The organism is Alteromonas sp. ABH4_457 (assembly GCF_056160625.1).
Genome location: NZ_JBSWXN010000007.1, coordinates 52476 through 68220, shown reverse-complemented (window position 1 = coordinate 68220; position 15745 = coordinate 52476). Strand labels below are relative to the sequence as shown.

General features: G+C 43.0%; 11 protein-coding genes and 1 pseudogene. 9 read left to right on the top strand and 3 right to left on the bottom strand.

Translation table 11 applies throughout. From position 1 onward, the window contains the following. The first annotated feature begins 56 nt into the window (after window positions 1-56). The 4 genes and pseudogenes from ACXAGR_RS18100 (at window position 57) to ACXAGR_RS18085 (ending at window position 4671) form a co-directional block, all read left to right on the top strand. Entirely contained in the window at window positions 57-782 is a 726-nt protein-coding gene (locus ACXAGR_RS18100) for an AzlC family ABC transporter permease (protein ID WP_474851740.1), read from the top strand. Next, window positions 779-1117: an AzlD domain-containing protein gene (locus ACXAGR_RS18095; RefSeq protein ID WP_474851739.1), complete on the top strand. Its 339-nt coding sequence runs from the start codon at window positions 779-781 to the stop codon at window positions 1115-1117. The genes ACXAGR_RS18100 and ACXAGR_RS18095 overlap by 4 nt, the downstream gene beginning before the upstream one ends. Before the next feature lie 253 nt (window positions 1118-1370). Then, a pseudogene (locus tag ACXAGR_RS18090) lies at window positions 1371-1557 on the top strand (transposase zinc-binding domain-containing protein); the annotation flags it as partial. Between the two features lie 330 nt (window positions 1558-1887). Continuing rightward, window positions 1888-4671, top strand: coding sequence for a sugar-binding domain-containing protein (locus ACXAGR_RS18085; RefSeq protein ID WP_474851737.1), 2784 nt, complete (start codon window positions 1888-1890; stop codon window positions 4669-4671). A 166-nt stretch (window positions 4672-4837) separates the two neighbouring features. On the opposite strand, the gene ACXAGR_RS18080 is transcribed toward ACXAGR_RS18085, so the two are convergent. Beyond that, on the bottom strand, window positions 4838-5755 hold the full coding sequence (locus ACXAGR_RS18080) for an AraC family transcriptional regulator (RefSeq protein WP_474851735.1): 918 nt from the start codon (window positions 5753-5755) through the stop codon (window positions 4838-4840). A 268-nt stretch (window positions 5756-6023) separates the two neighbouring features. Here ACXAGR_RS18080 and ACXAGR_RS18075 point away from each other — a divergent pair, with 268 nt between their 5' ends. Then, on the top strand, window positions 6024-9308 hold the full coding sequence (locus tag ACXAGR_RS18075; protein ID WP_474851733.1) for a DUF5107 domain-containing protein: 3285 nt from the start codon (window positions 6024-6026) through the stop codon (window positions 9306-9308). Between the two features lie 271 nt (window positions 9309-9579). After that, on the top strand, window positions 9580-11019 hold the full coding sequence (locus tag ACXAGR_RS18070) for a sugar porter family MFS transporter (protein ID WP_474851731.1): 1440 nt from the start codon (window positions 9580-9582) through the stop codon (window positions 11017-11019). Window positions 11020-11078: 59 nt separating this feature from the next. On the opposite strand, the gene ACXAGR_RS18065 is transcribed toward ACXAGR_RS18070, so the two are convergent. Together ACXAGR_RS18065 and ACXAGR_RS18060 are read right to left on the bottom strand one after the other, a co-directional pair. Then, window positions 11079-12110: an IS630 family transposase gene (locus tag ACXAGR_RS18065; protein ID WP_474852137.1), complete on the bottom strand. Its 1032-nt coding sequence runs from the start codon at window positions 12108-12110 to the stop codon at window positions 11079-11081. Window positions 12111-12228: 118 nt separating this feature from the next. Beyond that, the gene (locus ACXAGR_RS18060; RefSeq protein ID WP_474851729.1) at window positions 12229-12384 is read right to left on the bottom strand and encodes a hypothetical protein; all 156 of its coding nucleotides are present in this window, start codon (window positions 12382-12384) and stop codon (window positions 12229-12231) included. Between the two features lie 212 nt (window positions 12385-12596). Here ACXAGR_RS18060 and recN point away from each other — a divergent pair, with 212 nt between their 5' ends. From recN to ACXAGR_RS18045, 3 genes are all read left to right on the top strand, one after another. Beyond that, complete coding sequence (recN, locus tag ACXAGR_RS18055; RefSeq protein WP_474851727.1) at window positions 12597-14279, top strand: DNA repair protein RecN; 1683 nt, start codon at window positions 12597-12599, stop codon at window positions 14277-14279. A 137-nt stretch (window positions 14280-14416) separates the two neighbouring features. Then, window positions 14417-14773 carry an outer membrane protein assembly factor BamE gene (locus tag ACXAGR_RS18050; protein ID WP_119500908.1) on the top strand — a complete coding sequence of 119 codons (357 nt, stop codon included), beginning with the start codon at window positions 14417-14419 and terminating at the stop codon, window positions 14771-14773. A gap of 260 nt (window positions 14774-15033) precedes the next feature. Beyond that, window positions 15034-15714 (top strand): DUF4097 family beta strand repeat-containing protein, encoded by a 681-nt coding sequence (locus tag ACXAGR_RS18045; protein WP_474851725.1) that lies wholly within the window; start codon window positions 15034-15036, stop codon window positions 15712-15714. Window positions 15715-15745: the final 31 nt, after the last annotated feature.

The following is a 15745-nucleotide window of genomic DNA, read 5'->3' as shown; positions in this document are numbered from 1 at the left end:
ACACACTATTTTCACTATGACCGGGTGACCGGTAAATGCATACAGGAACCTGCGGAATGAATACGCTTACAGTAACGCCGGACTTTTCGCCATGGCGTCAGGGGCTGAAGGATGCCCTCCCCTTGTTCGGGGGTTATATTCCCGTAGCCATCTCCTTCGGCTTAATTTCAATACAGGCCGGTTTCAGCGTATTTGAAACCATTCTGATCTCAACATTTATCTATGCCGGCGCTTCACAATTTTTATTTGTGGCCATGGTGGCATCCGGTGCTCCCCTGCCACTTGTTGTACTGATGACATTGCTGATTAACGCCCGCCATATGGTTTATGCACCGAATATTGCCAGGTACATGGATTCAGATAAGCGCTGGCTTCCTTTGATGCACGGGCTTACCGATCAGGTATTTGCACTGGCACTGGTGCGCTTGCCACAACTGCCCAAAGCACATCGGATGGCATGGTATACGAGCTTAGGCTTGCTGGCATGGTTCAGCTGGATTGGCGGTACAGCGCTTGGCGCACTAGCCGGCGATACACTTACCCAACGCTGGCCACTCGTAAATGAAGCCCTGCCGTTCGCCCTGCCCGCCCTGTTTGCGGTTTTAGTTGCCCCGCGCTGCAACAGCATGTTGTGGACCACCACTCTTATCACTGCTGCGGTGCTGTCTATGCTGTGCAAAATAGCCGGTTACCCGAATGCAGCCATTCCCCTTGCCGCCTTAGCCGGCACCATCGTGTTTCATGCGATGAAGGCTATTCAACCGAAAGAGAGCCAGAAATGAGCCAGGAAATGTGGCTGACCCTCGTCAGTATTGCCGTTGGCACTTATTTAATCAGACTGCTTCCTTATTTGTGGATGCGCAAAAAACTCGCTAAACATGCAAATGATGAAACAACACCCGATATGCCAGACTGGCTCACCGTATCCGGCCCGGCAATGATAGCCGCCATGCTCGGCAGCTCGCTGGTACCGGTCCACCTCGCCATCCCCTCATGGACAGCGACAGTAGCAGGCCTGCTGGCAACACTGATTGTTTGGTCGAAAACCCGCTCAATGGGTTTACCCACTCTCACGGGGGTGGTGGTGTTCGGGGCAATGAAGGTGGTTTTGGGGTGAGTAAAATAGCTATGCGGGAAAGGTCAACTGCCCGGGAACTCTAAGAGTATCTTTTAGTTTTTCTTTGTCTGGCGGAATTTGTAGGGGATGTATAAACCTTTCACAAGACAGGGAATGGACAATGGACTAAACCGCTCCGTGGTAAGATTCTCGCTCCCACATCTCTAATTTTATTCTGATTTTGTATTGCACTTCTATCCTGAATAAAGGGCAATGCCGTCCTGAATTCCCGTAGGGTTGCGATAGTTGTCATACCGGGCTGATTGCGTACAACTCCTGTCGTAACCGGCGCTTTCCGAAGCGTCAGGGGCGAGTGCCAAACGCAGGTATCAGGCCAGAGAACAACAGTTGTTGCCGGTAAAGTATTACCATGTGGTGTTTACCTTACCGGGCGAGGTGGCGCAACTGCGATTTACAACAAAGGAAAAATGTATCAAATGCAGTTAATCGTTGCCGCTACACGCAGGCGCCCGCTTTATATATGCTGCAGGTTAATGACAATAAAATAATCCATCATGAATGCGCAAATATAGCATTCTCTTTCGTCGAGCACCGGTGTTAAATATTGTAACAAACGCCCCAACATTCGATAACAACATAAAAATAAAATTGAATAGCTACAAGTTCTTCGAAGCAATGCAGCAAAAGTTGTTGGATTAAAATTGCTTAATGAAAAACCAGTAAGCGTCTGAATCTTTTTCAAAGTCGTTAATTTGCATGGTTAAAGCTACGCGGAACCAATTTGTGGTAGTTAAAAAGTGAGAAATTATATGAATAAAATAAAGCACATTGTCCTCTGTGTAACGCTTGCATTAGTCGTATGTGCATGTACTGTGTTCGACAATATCAAACCTCAAAGCAATACATTGTCTCTCGAAGGAAGCTGGGTCGTGAAGCTCGATCCTGATAGAAAAGGCAACTCTGAAGGTTGGAGCGGAATGCGCTTGTCTGGAGAGACTATTTCTCTTCCGGGTACCTTGGATGACGCTAAGCTTGGTGCTAAAAGTTCACTTAAGCCTGTTATAAATAATGACGTTCTGTCTCATCTTACACGTGCACATGAGTTTATTGGTGTTGCCTGGTACCAAAAAGAAATTGTTATTCCTGATAACTGGGATAGGGTTAAAATCATGCTTACTCTAGAGCGTGTTATCTGGGAATCAAGTATATTCGTCGATGGTGAATTTGCTGGGAAGAAAGATAGTTTGATAGCGTCACATGACTATGATTTAACCCAGTGGTTGACTCCTGGTAAGCATCTGATCACGATCCGAATCGACAATAGCGACCAGCATCCAACCATTAACTATAAAAGCGAGAACTATCCGCTTGAGCCTAGCAAACAGCTTTCTCACGCGTATACCAATCATACCCAAATAAAGTGGAATGGCGTGGTTGGAGCGCTTAAGTTAACTGCTACACCTTACAATCAACCGTCTAATCTACAAGTGTATTCTGATATTAAAAATAATACCCTTGCTGTCCGTTATACCCAACAAGCGCCTATGATTGATGGACTTTCTTATAAAATAAGCGACCTGGAAAACCGCGTTGTAGCTAATGGCTCTGTAGATAACGCCAAAGTCAATAATAGCGAAATAAGCTTTTCACTTAGTAAACCTGAAGCAGTCGCCCTTTGGGATGAATTTAGCCCTAACCTCTATAAGCTTGAAATAAAATCTGGTAATGAACAAGGTAAAAGTACTATAAGTACAAAATTCGGTTTCCGCGAAATTCATAGCCGGGACGGGCAATTGATGCTGAATAATCATCGTATTTTCCTTCGCGGTAATTTAGATACAGCTACTTTCCCATTGACAGGTTATCCGCCTACCACAAAAGAAGAATGGACCAAAATTATTGAGCTAGCTAAAACCTATGGTTTAAATCATTTTAGATTTCACTCATGGACCCCACCAAAAGGCGCGTTTGAAGCTGCAGACGAAATCGGCTTTTACTTTCAGGTAGAACTACCGCATTGGAGCCATACAGTGGGAGCCGACAAAGCTGCAGCTGATTTTCTTAAACAGGAAAGTGTGCGAATTATTAACACCTATGGTAATCACCCGTCATTTATTCTAATGTCCATGGGCAACGAACTCCAGGGAGATGTTGATACAATTAGATCATTGGTAAGCAATCTGAAAAAGCTGGATAACCGCAGACTTTTTACCTCTACCTCCTATACATTGCATAAACCACGTTCGTTATGGCCGCTTGATGTCGATCAATTCTATGTAGCCAGTCGTACAGAAAAAGGCTGGATACGTGGTCAGGGCTTCTTCAATGATAATGCGCCTTCATTCGATATGGACCATAGCCAGAACAGTGATTACATCGACGTACCCATCATTGCTCATGAAATTGGCCAGTATGCTGTATTCCCTGATATGAGCGAAATTCCGAAATACACTGGTGTGTTAAAACCTGTAAACTTTATTGCAGTCAAACAGGAGCTGGAAAAGAAAAACCTGCTCCAACTAGCTGATAGCTTTACGTCAGCATCAGGAGAATTGGCTGCACTCCTTTACAAAGAGGAAATTGAGCGCGCGCTTAAAACGCCAGGGTTTGATGGTTTCCATCTATTACAATTGCAGGACTTTCCGGGTCAGGGAACCGCACTTGTGGGTCTTTTGAATGTATTTTGGGAATCTAAAGGGGCTATTAGTGCAGAAGAGTTCCGGACATTTAATAGCGAAGTTGTTCCTCTTATACGCTTCGAAAAAGCCGTGTATGAAAACGGTGAAACGTTCGTGGCATCTGTTGAGGTCGCAAACTTCTTTAGAGAGTTAAAAGAACAGAATATTCGCTGGTCTATTTCCAACTCTGCTGGCAATGTTATTAAGCAGGGTGAGCTTACTAAGCTTAACCTCGCGATCGGTAATAATCTTGCGTTAGGTAATATTTCATTAGACCTGAACGTCAACAAAGCCGATAAATTGACTGTAGAACTGACTTTACCTGGTACAGACTACAAGAACGCCTGGTCGTTCTGGGTTTACCCTAAAAACGTTGAGCTAGAGTCTGACAAAGTACTAATAACTACCTCTTTTGACGAAGCGGAAGTAGCCTTAAAACAAGGTAAAAAAGTACTGTTAAATCCGGATTTTAAAAAGCTGAAAGGTGTAGAGGGTCGCTTTGTTCCAGTTTTCTGGAGCCCGGTACAGTTTCCTGACCAAGCCGGTACTATGGGAATGCTAGTGGACCCGGCTCACCAAGCTTTTGCACACTTCCCGACAGAGTCTCATACCAATTGGCAGTGGTGGGATCTAGCCATTCAATCCAAGTCGATTGAAGTGGATGAGTCTCAAGTAACTTCAATTGTGCGGGTTATTGATAATTTTGTGTCTAACCGTCATTTGGCAAATGTAGTTGAAGCGAAAGTTGGCCCTGGTAAATTGATTTTTTCATCAATTGACCTTACTTCAAACTTGAAAGAACGACCAGCTGCGAGACAGCTGAGAAGCAGTCTGCTGAACTATATGGAGAATGATGCATTCAATCCATCTACAGCGGCAAGTCTGGAGAGTTTGAAAGCGCTACTTTCAAACTAATCGATTGACCTCTGGTACAGGAAAACTCAGCTTTTTTGGTTTTCCTGTACTTTTTTAACCGCTTAGTAATTAAGCTATATAAACATACTTGATAAATACTTTATAAATTAAAATAATCCATTGTTGGTTTGTAAATAAATGAGTGTTTGTTAATTTCAATTGTTCCTCAGATAAAGCCTAAATAGCCCCGGTAATGAGACGGACTCATTCCCATTACTTTTTTAAAGGCGCGAGAAAAATAATAAGCGTCATCATAACCGACCTCCGCAGCGACTTCTTTAACAGTCAATTGAGTTTCACCTAATAGTTGGCAAGCAGCTTTAATTCTTAATTTTGTATAAACCTGCATTGGTGTTGACCCCGTTTGTTTTTTAAATAGTGAACAATAATAAGGGACAGACATGAGTGCTTCTTCTGATAATTGTTCCAATGTCATAGGTATACGTAGGGTTTGTTCCATTGTGATAATTGTGTTTCTAATACGTTCTTCAGCTAGGCGAACTTGTTTGATTTTTGAACGTTTTAAATCAGATAAAATACCAAATAAATTGGCGACACTACCGGAAAGAGAGATTAACGCATTGATGGTTTGAGCTCTTTGTACCCAACGGATAGTGTTTTCAAAGGCTTTACTAATTGGCGCTGGATTGGATAAAACTAAGGTTATATCTTCACCGTTGTTTGATAAAGTTTGGTAAAGCCCTTCGGCTTCTGAACCATTAAAATGAGCCCAATATAAACGCCAGCTTCCGTTTGCAATACTGCCATATTCGTGTGCAGTATCAGCCGGAATTAAAAATGCCTGACCTTCTTCAACCGCTTCATTTTTGTTATGAATTTTTATGTAGCCATTGCCACCTAAACAAAAAATCAAAATATAATTTGGGCAGCCATCTGGTCGATTTACTTTGTGATATTTGGCTTCTGGAAAATGGCCTGCATCGGTCACGTATAATGCTCGGCATAAAGGCAGTTGCTGCATGGCTTTTACAGACTCAATCGAAACATGCACCAGGGTTTCTCTTGGGAACCCTTCTGCAATGGTATCTTCTGCCATATGTTTAGCCTCAATATTTTTGTTCAATTCAGCTCCTGAAGTTATGTGTCGTAAATGTGTATTTTGTTTCAATAAGCGCAATGAATTTTAACAGATAAATAAGGGATAAAACCCGTTAAAATAAGATTATCCATCAATTTGGGTAAGTTAGTTCATTTTTTCAAAGCCAAATCTAATCTAATCTAACGTTTTTTATTGAGTTAAGCGGTGCAGTTGTATATTCGAGGTGAGTCAAACCTCAGCTGAACTGTAAAAAATTGATTAAATATTTTTGCTTTATTAAAGGAAAAATCGAATGACTGTTTCGGCAAAACTAACTAAAACAACGTTACCTACATATACACTAGGGATACCTGAAAAGAACCCAATGTTTTTTGAGAAACGGGTATATCAGGGCCAAAGCGGTAAAGTGTACCCATTACCTTATGTCGATGAAGTACACAATTCTACCCAAGATATTGAATATCAGGTTGCTATTATAGAAAACGAATTCATTTATCTGGAAATTTTGCCTGAGATTGGCGGACGTATTTTCAAAGGACAAGATAAAACTAATCACAATTACGATTTTTTTTATAAGCAGGATGTGATTAAACCAGCGCTGGTTGGTTTAGCTGGACCTTGGTTATCTGGTGGAGTTGAGTTTAACTGGCCGCAACATCACAGACCAGGCACTTATATGCCAACCGATGTATTTATTGAAGAAGAGGCAGACGGTTCAAAAACTGTATGGATGTCGGATCACGATCCTTTATTACGTATGAAAGGCATGCACGGTGTTTGTTTACGCCCTGGCAGTTCTGTTATTGAATTAAAGGTTAGATTATTTAATCGTACTTCTTTTACCCAAAACTTTTTATGGTGGGCGAATGTTGCTGCTGAAGTGCATGACGACTATCAAAGCTTTTTCCCGCCAGATGTGCGCTATGTTGCAGATCATGCCGTTAGAGCCATGAGTTATTTTCCGGTTGCTAATAATGATTATTATGGAATTGATTACGCTAGTCGCACTGGCGCCAATGATTTAAGTTGGTATAAAAATATTCCAGTGCCAACCAGTTATATGGTGTGTGAAACCGCAGCTGATTTTTTTGGTGGTTACGACTTTTCTAAGCAGGGTGGTTTTGTGCATGTTGCTAATCGCCATATTGCACCAGGTAAAAAACAGTGGACTTGGGGGAACAGTGAATTTGGCTGGGCTTGGGATAGAGAATTAACAGATGAAGGTGGGCCATATGTTGAATTAATGGCGGGTGTGTATACAGATAACCAACCAGATTTTTCATATTTACTACCGTATGAAACCAAAACTTTTTCTCAATTCTGGTGGCCGATTCAGCAAATTGGTCCTGTGCAAGAAGCGAATGAAAATATTGCATTAAGATGTGAAATAAATAAAACAGGTCAAATTGAGTTAGGCTTAAACGTGTCTGCTGTTCACGAAAAGCTGTTGATTAGAGTAACAGAGAATGACCAGTCTATTCACGAAGAGCTATTATCATTAAAACCAGGTGAAGTTTGGCAAAATAACAGTTTAAACCATACCTCAGGTACACAACTTGTTGTTAGTGTGTTTGATGCAACTGGTAAATGTTTAGGTGGCTTTAGTCCAATTGATGAAAATAGTATTAGTCAAACTAGAGAAGTAGCACAGGAGCCTCTGCCACCAGCAGAAATAGCGACAATTGATGAACTGTATTTAATCGGTGAGCATTTACGCCAATATCAGCATCCTACACGTATGCCAGAAATTTATTGGTTGGAAGCGCTAAAACGTGACCCAGCTGATTTTCGTTGTAATTTATCGCTAGGCAAGCAAGCGCTTAAACGCGGCGAATTTGAAAAATCTCTTGCTTATATAAATGAAGCAATTTCTAAATTGACTCGCTATCATCCTAATCCAGAAACGGGAGAAGCTCATTATTTTTCGGGGTTAGCTGCATATTATCTTGGTAAGGTAGAGTTGGCTTATAGTCGCTTTTATAAAGCAATTTGGAATTTTGAATGGCGCAGTGCAGGTTATTACCAACTAGCAAGGTTGGATATGGCCAATCAGGACTATACCAGCGCATTAGAGCATTTGAAGCTTAGTGTAAAAAACAATACTGAAAATAACAACGCATATACTTTAATGTCGATTTGCCACAGTCAGTTAGGAGATAATCAGGGAGCTGAAAAAATATTACAGCAATTGCTTGGAACAGACGGCTTGGATGTATGGGCTAGCTGGGAATTAGCTAAAGCAGATAATTCGGCTAAATCTAAATTTGCCTGTCAATATCGAAACGATGCGCAAACTATTTTAGATTTGGCATTTGAGTATGTCGCAATCAAAGCATATGACTCGGCACTTGAACTAATCGATTTTCATTTAGCTAATCCGGTTGTTCCAACTTCAGTGCCGAATCCATTGCAACAATCTCAGGTTATTTTATTTTTAAAAGCCTGGTTGTTTGAGCAAAAAGGTAATAATAATGAATCTGCGCAATGGCTTTCAAAGGCGTGTGCGCAAAATGCAGATTATTTTTTCCCGTTTCGCTTACAGGAACAGGTATTGCTTGAATGGGCAGCAGAGCATAATTCGCATTGGTTAATCGGCTATGGTTTAGGTAATTATTATTATGATAAACGCCGACATAAAGACGCAATCGAGGCGTGGGAAAAGGCTGCTCAAAATTGCGACTATGCAACTGTGTTTCGTAATTTAGGTATTGCCTACTGGAATATTGAGCAGGATGAAGTAAAAGCAAGAGAAGCCTATTTAACGGCACTTAAGTTTGCTGGTGGTGATGCCCGCTTGGTATTTGAATACGACCAGTTAACTAAACGCAGTGGCGATTTAGTAGAGCATAGATTGCAATATATGCAATCAAATCTGGATTTAGTGTTGCGTCGTGATGATGCCTGTATTGAATACTGTGCTTTGTTAAACGATAGCGGCCAAATGACAGCTGCTTTAGACGTTTTGACTACACGTCGTTTCCATCCTTGGGAAGGCGGTGAAGGGAAAGTGCTAGCACAGTACACTAGAGCAAAAATTAAACTTGGCCAGCAAGCGTTTGCTCAGGCTAATTTCGAGCAGGCACTGGCTCACTTTGAATTTGCGTTTGAAACACCTGGTAATTTAGGCGAAGCGTACCATTTATTGCAAGCCAAAGCAGAAGTTAACTATTGGCTGGGCATGACGTTAACTCAATTAGGACAAATTGAACTGGCAAAAAATGCATTTGAAGCTTGTGCCAATGAAAATAACGATTTTCAGAATATGGCCGTAGTCAGTTTTTCTGAATTATCTTATTTTAAAGGATTAGCCTTGATTGCATTAACTCAGTTCAGTGAGGCGCAAAAACTGTTTAATGACATGTTGGCTTATGTTGAAACAGAAACACAAACACAAGCTAAAATCCCTTATTTTGCTACATCTCTACCAAATCTACTTGTGTTTGAAGACGATATTCAGCAAAGCCGTGATCAAATGCTGGATCTGATTGCTAGCCTAGCAAAAAAAGGGTTGGCCTTATTGGCTGAATGTGAGAATAATCCAGCGGAAAAAATAAGTATTTTAACCCGCAGTTTCTGACCTGACACCCTCTCATAGCATTTAATCTAGATCTATGAGAGGTGCTTTAACTCTTTGAGGTATAGTTTGTAAATGTAACTTTTGTTAATTTTTATAAGATAATCCATCGAAAATAATTGGTATTTCCATTTACATGCAAGGCATCACCTATAACATTAATTCCTAAATACAAAGTGTTTTAAGCTTATTAATCCTATAGACTCAGCCCGAGATAATAAGCAGGCTACAATTATTTAATGGCATTCAAGTAAAATAGTGTGCAACTGACATAATGAAATCAAAACAAAACGACCTCAATATGACTTATATCTGGATGATCAGTTTAACCGCAGCATGCGGTGGCTTTTTATTTGGTTATGACTGGGTAGTAATTGGTGGTGCTAAACCATTTTATGAAGCTTTTTTTGCGGTGTCTGACCCTTCAGTTTCGGGGTGGTTAATGGGATCTGCATTAATTGGCTGTATTTTCGGCGCTATTTTATCTGGCAAAATTTCAGATACATTTGGTCGGAAAAAAGCATTGCTATTGTCTGCCGTCTTGTTTGTTATTTCAGCCGCAGCAACTGCATGGGCCGACAATGTGGATGTTTTTGTTTGGGCCAGAATTATCGGCGGGGTCGGAATTGGCATAGCGTCAACTGTTTCGCCTATGTATATCTCTGAGCTGAGTCCGCTTGAAAAACGCGGACAGTTAGTTTCGATTAATCAGTTAACGATAGTTATTGGTGTATTAGCAGCACAACTCATCAATTTAGTGATTGCAGAGCCAAACTCGGCGGCTGCGACTCAAGCTCAGCTAATGCATACCTGGAACGGACAAATTGGCTGGCGTTATATGTTTGCGGCTGAGCTAGTTCCGGCAATGTTATTTTTAATTCTGGCCATTTTAATCCCTGAATCACCACGCTGGCTAACGCAAAAAGCTCGCTTTACTGAAGCGCGAGAAGTGTTGGCTAAAATTGGTAGTAGCAGCTACACAAGTAAGGTTCTAACCGAACTAAAGGCTAATTTGTCAGTAAAGCATGGCAGTGGATTTGAGGATTTGCTATCACTTAAACCCGTGTTAATCATTGGTATAGTACTGGCTGCATTTCAGCAATGGTGTGGCATCAACGTAGTATTTAATTACGCGCAGGAAATTTTTACAAGCGCAGGATTTGATATTGACGATACACTAAAATCCATTGTAGCAACCGGCTCTGTGAACTTAATTTTTACTTTACTCGCTTTACCTTTAGTTGACCGTCTAGGGCGACGTAAACTCATGTTATTCGGTTCAATTGGTTTGACGATTATTTATGCCTTGATTGCACTGGCTTATCAAACAGGCACTTTAGGTTTGCCTGTTCTGCTGCTGGTACTGTGTGCAATTGCAATATATGCGATGACATTGGCACCTGTTACCTGGGTATTACTAGCTGAGCTTTTTCCTAATCGGGTTCGTGGCGTAGCTATGGCTATCGGTACTTTTACTCTTTGGTTTGCTTCGTTTGTTTTAACTTACACTTTTCCATTGATTAATCATACTTTTGAAGCACAAGGGAGCTTTTTGATTTATGGCATTATTTGTTTACTCGGGTTTATCTTCATTTGGCGAAAAGTACCGGAAACCAAACAGCTGTCGCTTGAAGAAATTGAGTTGAAACTGAATATTACTGCTCCGGTTGAGCCAAAATCACTACAGCAGAGTGCAAATGAGAAACAAGGCTAGGGCTTTCAACCCTAGCCTTGTTGATCAAATCATCTTCTAAATAACTGATCCGAAGTCTGCTACACCTTTGCCATCCCGTGGTCATTGCCAGGGAATGGTGATGCGGTCTCCATAAACCGCCGTACCCTTTTGAGTAGTTGCCACATTTCCGTGCACTTATGATTGCGAGTGATAGTTTCATGCAAGGCATGCCACAACTTTTCAATCTTATTAACCCAGGGGCTGTAGACTGGCTGGAACAACAGAATAAACTTGGGATTTTGCTTCAGCCATGCCTGTGTTTTCTTACTTTTGTGAATGATGTAATTGTCCACGATCAGCGTTATTGTCTTCGCCTTTCTGTATGTTCTTCTTAGGTGCCTCATTAGGCGGATAAATATCTCTGAACATTTTGAATGACGACCAACATAAAGCACTTTACCTGTACCCGCGTTAAGCGCACCGGCCAGATAATATTTCTCATTTTGTCCTGGCGTTGGGACTAACCGCTGTTGTCCTCTAAATCCCCAGTCAGCACCTATCTTCGGATTCAGGTGAATATCCACTTCATCTTCATAAAACACAGGGTGCTCAGCAGAACACTTATCAAGCGCTGCTTTAATCGCAGCAAGTTTCTCTTCCTTGTGTGGATCGCGGATCCGTAAAGTCGGGGCTGCTCTGCGCCAAACGATGCCAAGTTCTGGCATCCACCGTCTCAACGTCGAGCTATGTATACGAATGCCAGTATTTTCGTAAATCACTTTAGCCAGCAATTCCGAACTCCAACGGCTACGCTGATAGCCCAGCTCCTGAGGTGTCCAGTGAATCAACAGAAACAAGAGTTTGACTATCGCGTCACCAGGCAAATAAGCCGGTTTGCCATGCTCAGCATCTTTTAAACCTTCTATTCCTGATTCTTCATACCACTTACACCAGCGACTGACTGATGAACGTGCAGCACTCAGTAATAACGCAACACGCTTACGGGATTGGCCCTTGTGTACCAAAAGCACCGCATTTGCCCGACGACTAAAGCGTTTATCCTTACTGCATTGGACGATTTTTTCTAAACGGCGTCGCTCAGCCCGGTCAATCAATGATATTCTGTTCATGCTCAGTGTGGTTCTCGATAATTTCTTTTTGGCGATTGATCTGATCGCAGAAATCACACTGAGTTCCCCCTATGGGGTGATCTACACTTAAGAACAGTTATTTAGGACAGATTTCCCCTTAACCCCAGTTCACTGAGCGGATCATCTGGCTCAAGGACATCCCTAACGAGGCCATTTTATTCAACACTGCCACCCGGGCCATGACTTCACCCACCTGCGCGTCATAATCCCGCAAACGAAGCTTGTCACCGGTCAGGGATTTATATCGCCACATGGCCCTCTCAGCCAGCGAACGTTTGCGGTAATCCGTTTCTTGCTTCCATTGTTTGAGTTTGCCAGCCTGTAATGCCTTGTGCGCAGGTTTTTAATAAAAATTATAATAAAGCAATTTACCCGGGCGTTTTCAACGTAGAAAAAACTTTACTTTACACAGCCAAAATACTGTATATATTTACACATACTGTATAAACATACTGCGGTGAACACATGCTGGTTAATCTGTCGATCAAAAATTTCGCTGTTGTTAAGCAATTATCTGTCAATCTTGAGTCTGGTATGACGGCCATCACCGGTGAAACCGGTGCGGGTAAATCTATTGCTATTGATGCACTCAGCCTTTGTCTGGGTGAGCGGGCCGATGCCGGCGCGGTGCGTAAAGACGCGCCTAAAGCAGAAATCGTTGCCCATTTTAATCTGAAAGGCCATAAAGCTGCACTGGCCTGGCTGGATGAGCAGGAATTGCTGGATGAAGATGACGACAGCTGCTTTGTACGCCGTGTCATTTCCCGCGAAGGCAGATCGAAAGCGTTCATTAACGGCACACCGGTATCGCTGCAACAGCTGAAACAGTTCGGCCAGTACCTCATTGCTATCCATGGCCAGAATACTCATCTTCAGCTTTTGAAAGACGATTATCAGCGAAAACTAGTTGATCAGTATGCCGCGCATCCTGCCTTGCTGAGCGCCGTGTCAGATAACTACCGCTTGTGGAAACAAAAACAGTCGGAACTGAAAAACCTGGAAACACAGGCACAACAACGTGCTGACCGTCAGCAACTGCTGGCCTATCAGGTACAGGAACTGGATGAGTTTGCTATTGAAGACGGCGAATTTACCGAACTGGAAATTGAGCACCGCAGGTTGAGTAACGGCCAGACATTGCTGGAACAGGCGCAAACGAGTTTTTATAACCTGTATGAGAATGATGAGGGTAACGCGTTATCCATTATCCAAAATGGTCTTGACCGTCTGTCTGAGCTGGAAGAACACGACAGCGCCCTGACGCCGATTATTGCCTTGCTGAACGATGCCTCTATTCAGGTAGAAGAAGCGGCCAGAGAATTACGCAGCTATTGCGATGACCTTGAAATAGATCCTCTGCGGCTGCAACAGGTGGAATCCCGTTACAGTAAAGCCATGGAGCTGGCACGAAAGCATGCCGTGATGCCTGAAGAACTGTTCGGGCATCACCAGGCACTGGCGGCAGAATTTGCCGGTTTGGAGCAGGATGAGAATCGTCTGGAAGATTTGCAGCATGAGGTCGTTGAAGCTAAAGACGCTTACCGTCAGGCCTGTGAGGCACTTTCGGCATCAAGGCATGTTGCTTCGGTTAAGCTGGCAGAAGCGATTCAGGGGCAAATCCGTCAGATGAATATGCCTCATGCGGTCATCGATATTGCTGTCGATTATCAGGAAGACAAAACGCCTGTAGCGTCAGGTCTGGATGATGTGACTTTCCTGGTGTCCACAAACCCCGGCCAACCGGCAGATAAACTGGAAAAAGTGGTGTCGGGCGGTGAGCTGTCGCGTATCGGGCTTGCCATTCAGGTATTGACCAGCGACAAACACGCAACACCGACCATGATTTTTGATGAGGTCGATACAGGGATCAGCGGCCCTACCGCCGCCATTGTAGGTGGTTTGTTACGCCGGCTGGGTAAAGTGAGTCAGGTCATGTGTGTTACGCACTTACCTCAGGTTGCTGCACAGGCCCATAACCAGTTGTTTGTGACCAAGTTCAGTGATGGTAGTACAACAGAAACACAGATGTTGCCATTAACGAAGCAGGACCGGATAGACGAACTGGCCCGGTTACTTGCCGGTGATAAGGTAACCGAATCAGCACTGGCAAATGCCAGAGAACTGTTAGAAAGTGCAGAATCGAACTAATAAGCGGTTGATTGGTCATAGGTGATTGGGTAGCATGCTGTCGCGCATTATTTTGCGACAGCCGCATTCTGACACTGGTTTGCCGGCAAAGGTAATGCCTGTCACTATAATCAAAGCATAACTGGACAAGCTCACGCATGAAGTTGTATCAAATCGCTATTTTGTTAACCGCTGTATTTTTCACCACTGCCTGTAACAACTGGATCTACCGGATTGATGTGCCACAGGGCAACTTTCTGGACGAACGTGACGTTAAAAAGCTGCGTGTTGGCATGACCAAAGAGCAGGTTGTTTATGTTCTTGGCCACCCTGTTGTTGAAGACTCTTTTGATAAGAGCACATGGTATTACGTGTACGATATGAAGCGCGGTATGTCCAAACGCGGTGAAGATTTCCAGAAGCAACTGGTACTTAATTTCGACGGTAATGTGCTAACCACCGTAGAAGGTGACTTCGAACTGTCAGAAGATTTTAATACCCCGCTCGATCAGTAAGCATTTTTGGTCCGGAACACCAAAATGTGGTGTTCCGTACTACTCCCGGATACGCTCTCCCCTTCCCCTGCACGCCAAAAATCCATAACCCACTGATTTTAAATACATAATCACTTTTGGCTCAGCAATTGCTGAACTTGTCATACTTTTTACACTCATTCGTGTGCGGTTATTGCTCATTGTTAAGTGAATGCTTCCCGGCAAAAAACGGGAGTATTAACGCCATACCGGACACACATCACTACAAAACGGAAAATAGAATGCTAAACAGGAATCGCTCAATTATTGCTTTATCACTTTTATGTGCTGTCACGCTATCAGGCTGTGTAATCAATGTCGGTGGGAACGGTGATTATCACGATGGCGGCGATGTAAGCAGTGTACTGGGATCGGTAACCATCTATGAAGGCCGTCATGCAGGCGATGTGTCTTCCGTTAACGGAGACGTGACTTTGCAAACATTTACTGTTGCTGAAGATGTCAGTACGGTGAACGGCAATATCAGTATTGCAGATAACGCTGCAATCAATGAAGCGAGTACGGTTAACGGCGATATTAATGCCGGTAAAAACCTGAATGTGTTTGGTGATATGTCTACGGTAAATGGCAATATCGGGCTTTCTGTGAATAGTCTGGTGGAAGGCGATTTGGAAACAGTGAATGGCGATATTACGGTGCCGGATGGCGAGATAAAAGGCTCAGTCACAACGCAAAATGGTAATGTCACCTTGTCAGGCAATACCCGTATCTACGGCGACATCGTATTTGAAGAAACTGAAAATGGCTGGATGAAGAAAAAATCCGAACAACCGGTGCTTTCAATCACGGAAGATGTGGTTGTTAACGGCAATATCATTTTAGAGCGCGCCGTTGTACTTGAGCTTGCTAATCCTGCGCTGGAAAGCAAAGTAATTAGACGTAACAACAGCAACCGCAGCTAATCATTGCAGGCCGGACAGAAATACAACTGTC

Bases quoted from the DNA above. Each gene is read 5' to 3' on its own strand.
- ACXAGR_RS18100 (WP_474851740.1), top strand. From the start codon at position 57: ATGAATACGCTTACAGTAACGCCGGACTTTTCGCCATGGCGTCAGGGG.
- ACXAGR_RS18095 (WP_474851739.1), top strand. From the start codon at position 779: ATGAGCCAGGAAATGTGGCTGACCCTCGTCAGTATTGCCGTTGGCACT.
- ACXAGR_RS18085 (WP_474851737.1), top strand. From the start codon at position 1,888: ATGAATAAAATAAAGCACATTGTCCTCTGTGTAACGCTTGCATTAGTC.
- ACXAGR_RS18075 (WP_474851733.1), top strand. From the start codon at position 6,024: ATGACTGTTTCGGCAAAACTAACTAAAACAACGTTACCTACATATACA.
- ACXAGR_RS18070 (WP_474851731.1), top strand. From the start codon at position 9,580: ATGAAATCAAAACAAAACGACCTCAATATGACTTATATCTGGATGATC.
- ACXAGR_RS18065 (WP_474852137.1), bottom strand. From the start codon at position 12,110: ATGAACAGAATATCATTGATTGACCGGGCTGAGCGACGCCGTTTAGAA.
- ACXAGR_RS18060 (WP_474851729.1), bottom strand. From the start codon at position 12,384: ATGTGGCGATATAAATCCCTGACCGGTGACAAGCTTCGTTTGCGGGAT.
- recN (WP_474851727.1), top strand. From the start codon at position 12,597: ATGCTGGTTAATCTGTCGATCAAAAATTTCGCTGTTGTTAAGCAATTA.
- ACXAGR_RS18050 (WP_119500908.1), top strand. From the start codon at position 14,417: ATGAAGTTGTATCAAATCGCTATTTTGTTAACCGCTGTATTTTTCACC.
- ACXAGR_RS18045 (WP_474851725.1), top strand. From the start codon at position 15,034: ATGCTAAACAGGAATCGCTCAATTATTGCTTTATCACTTTTATGTGCT.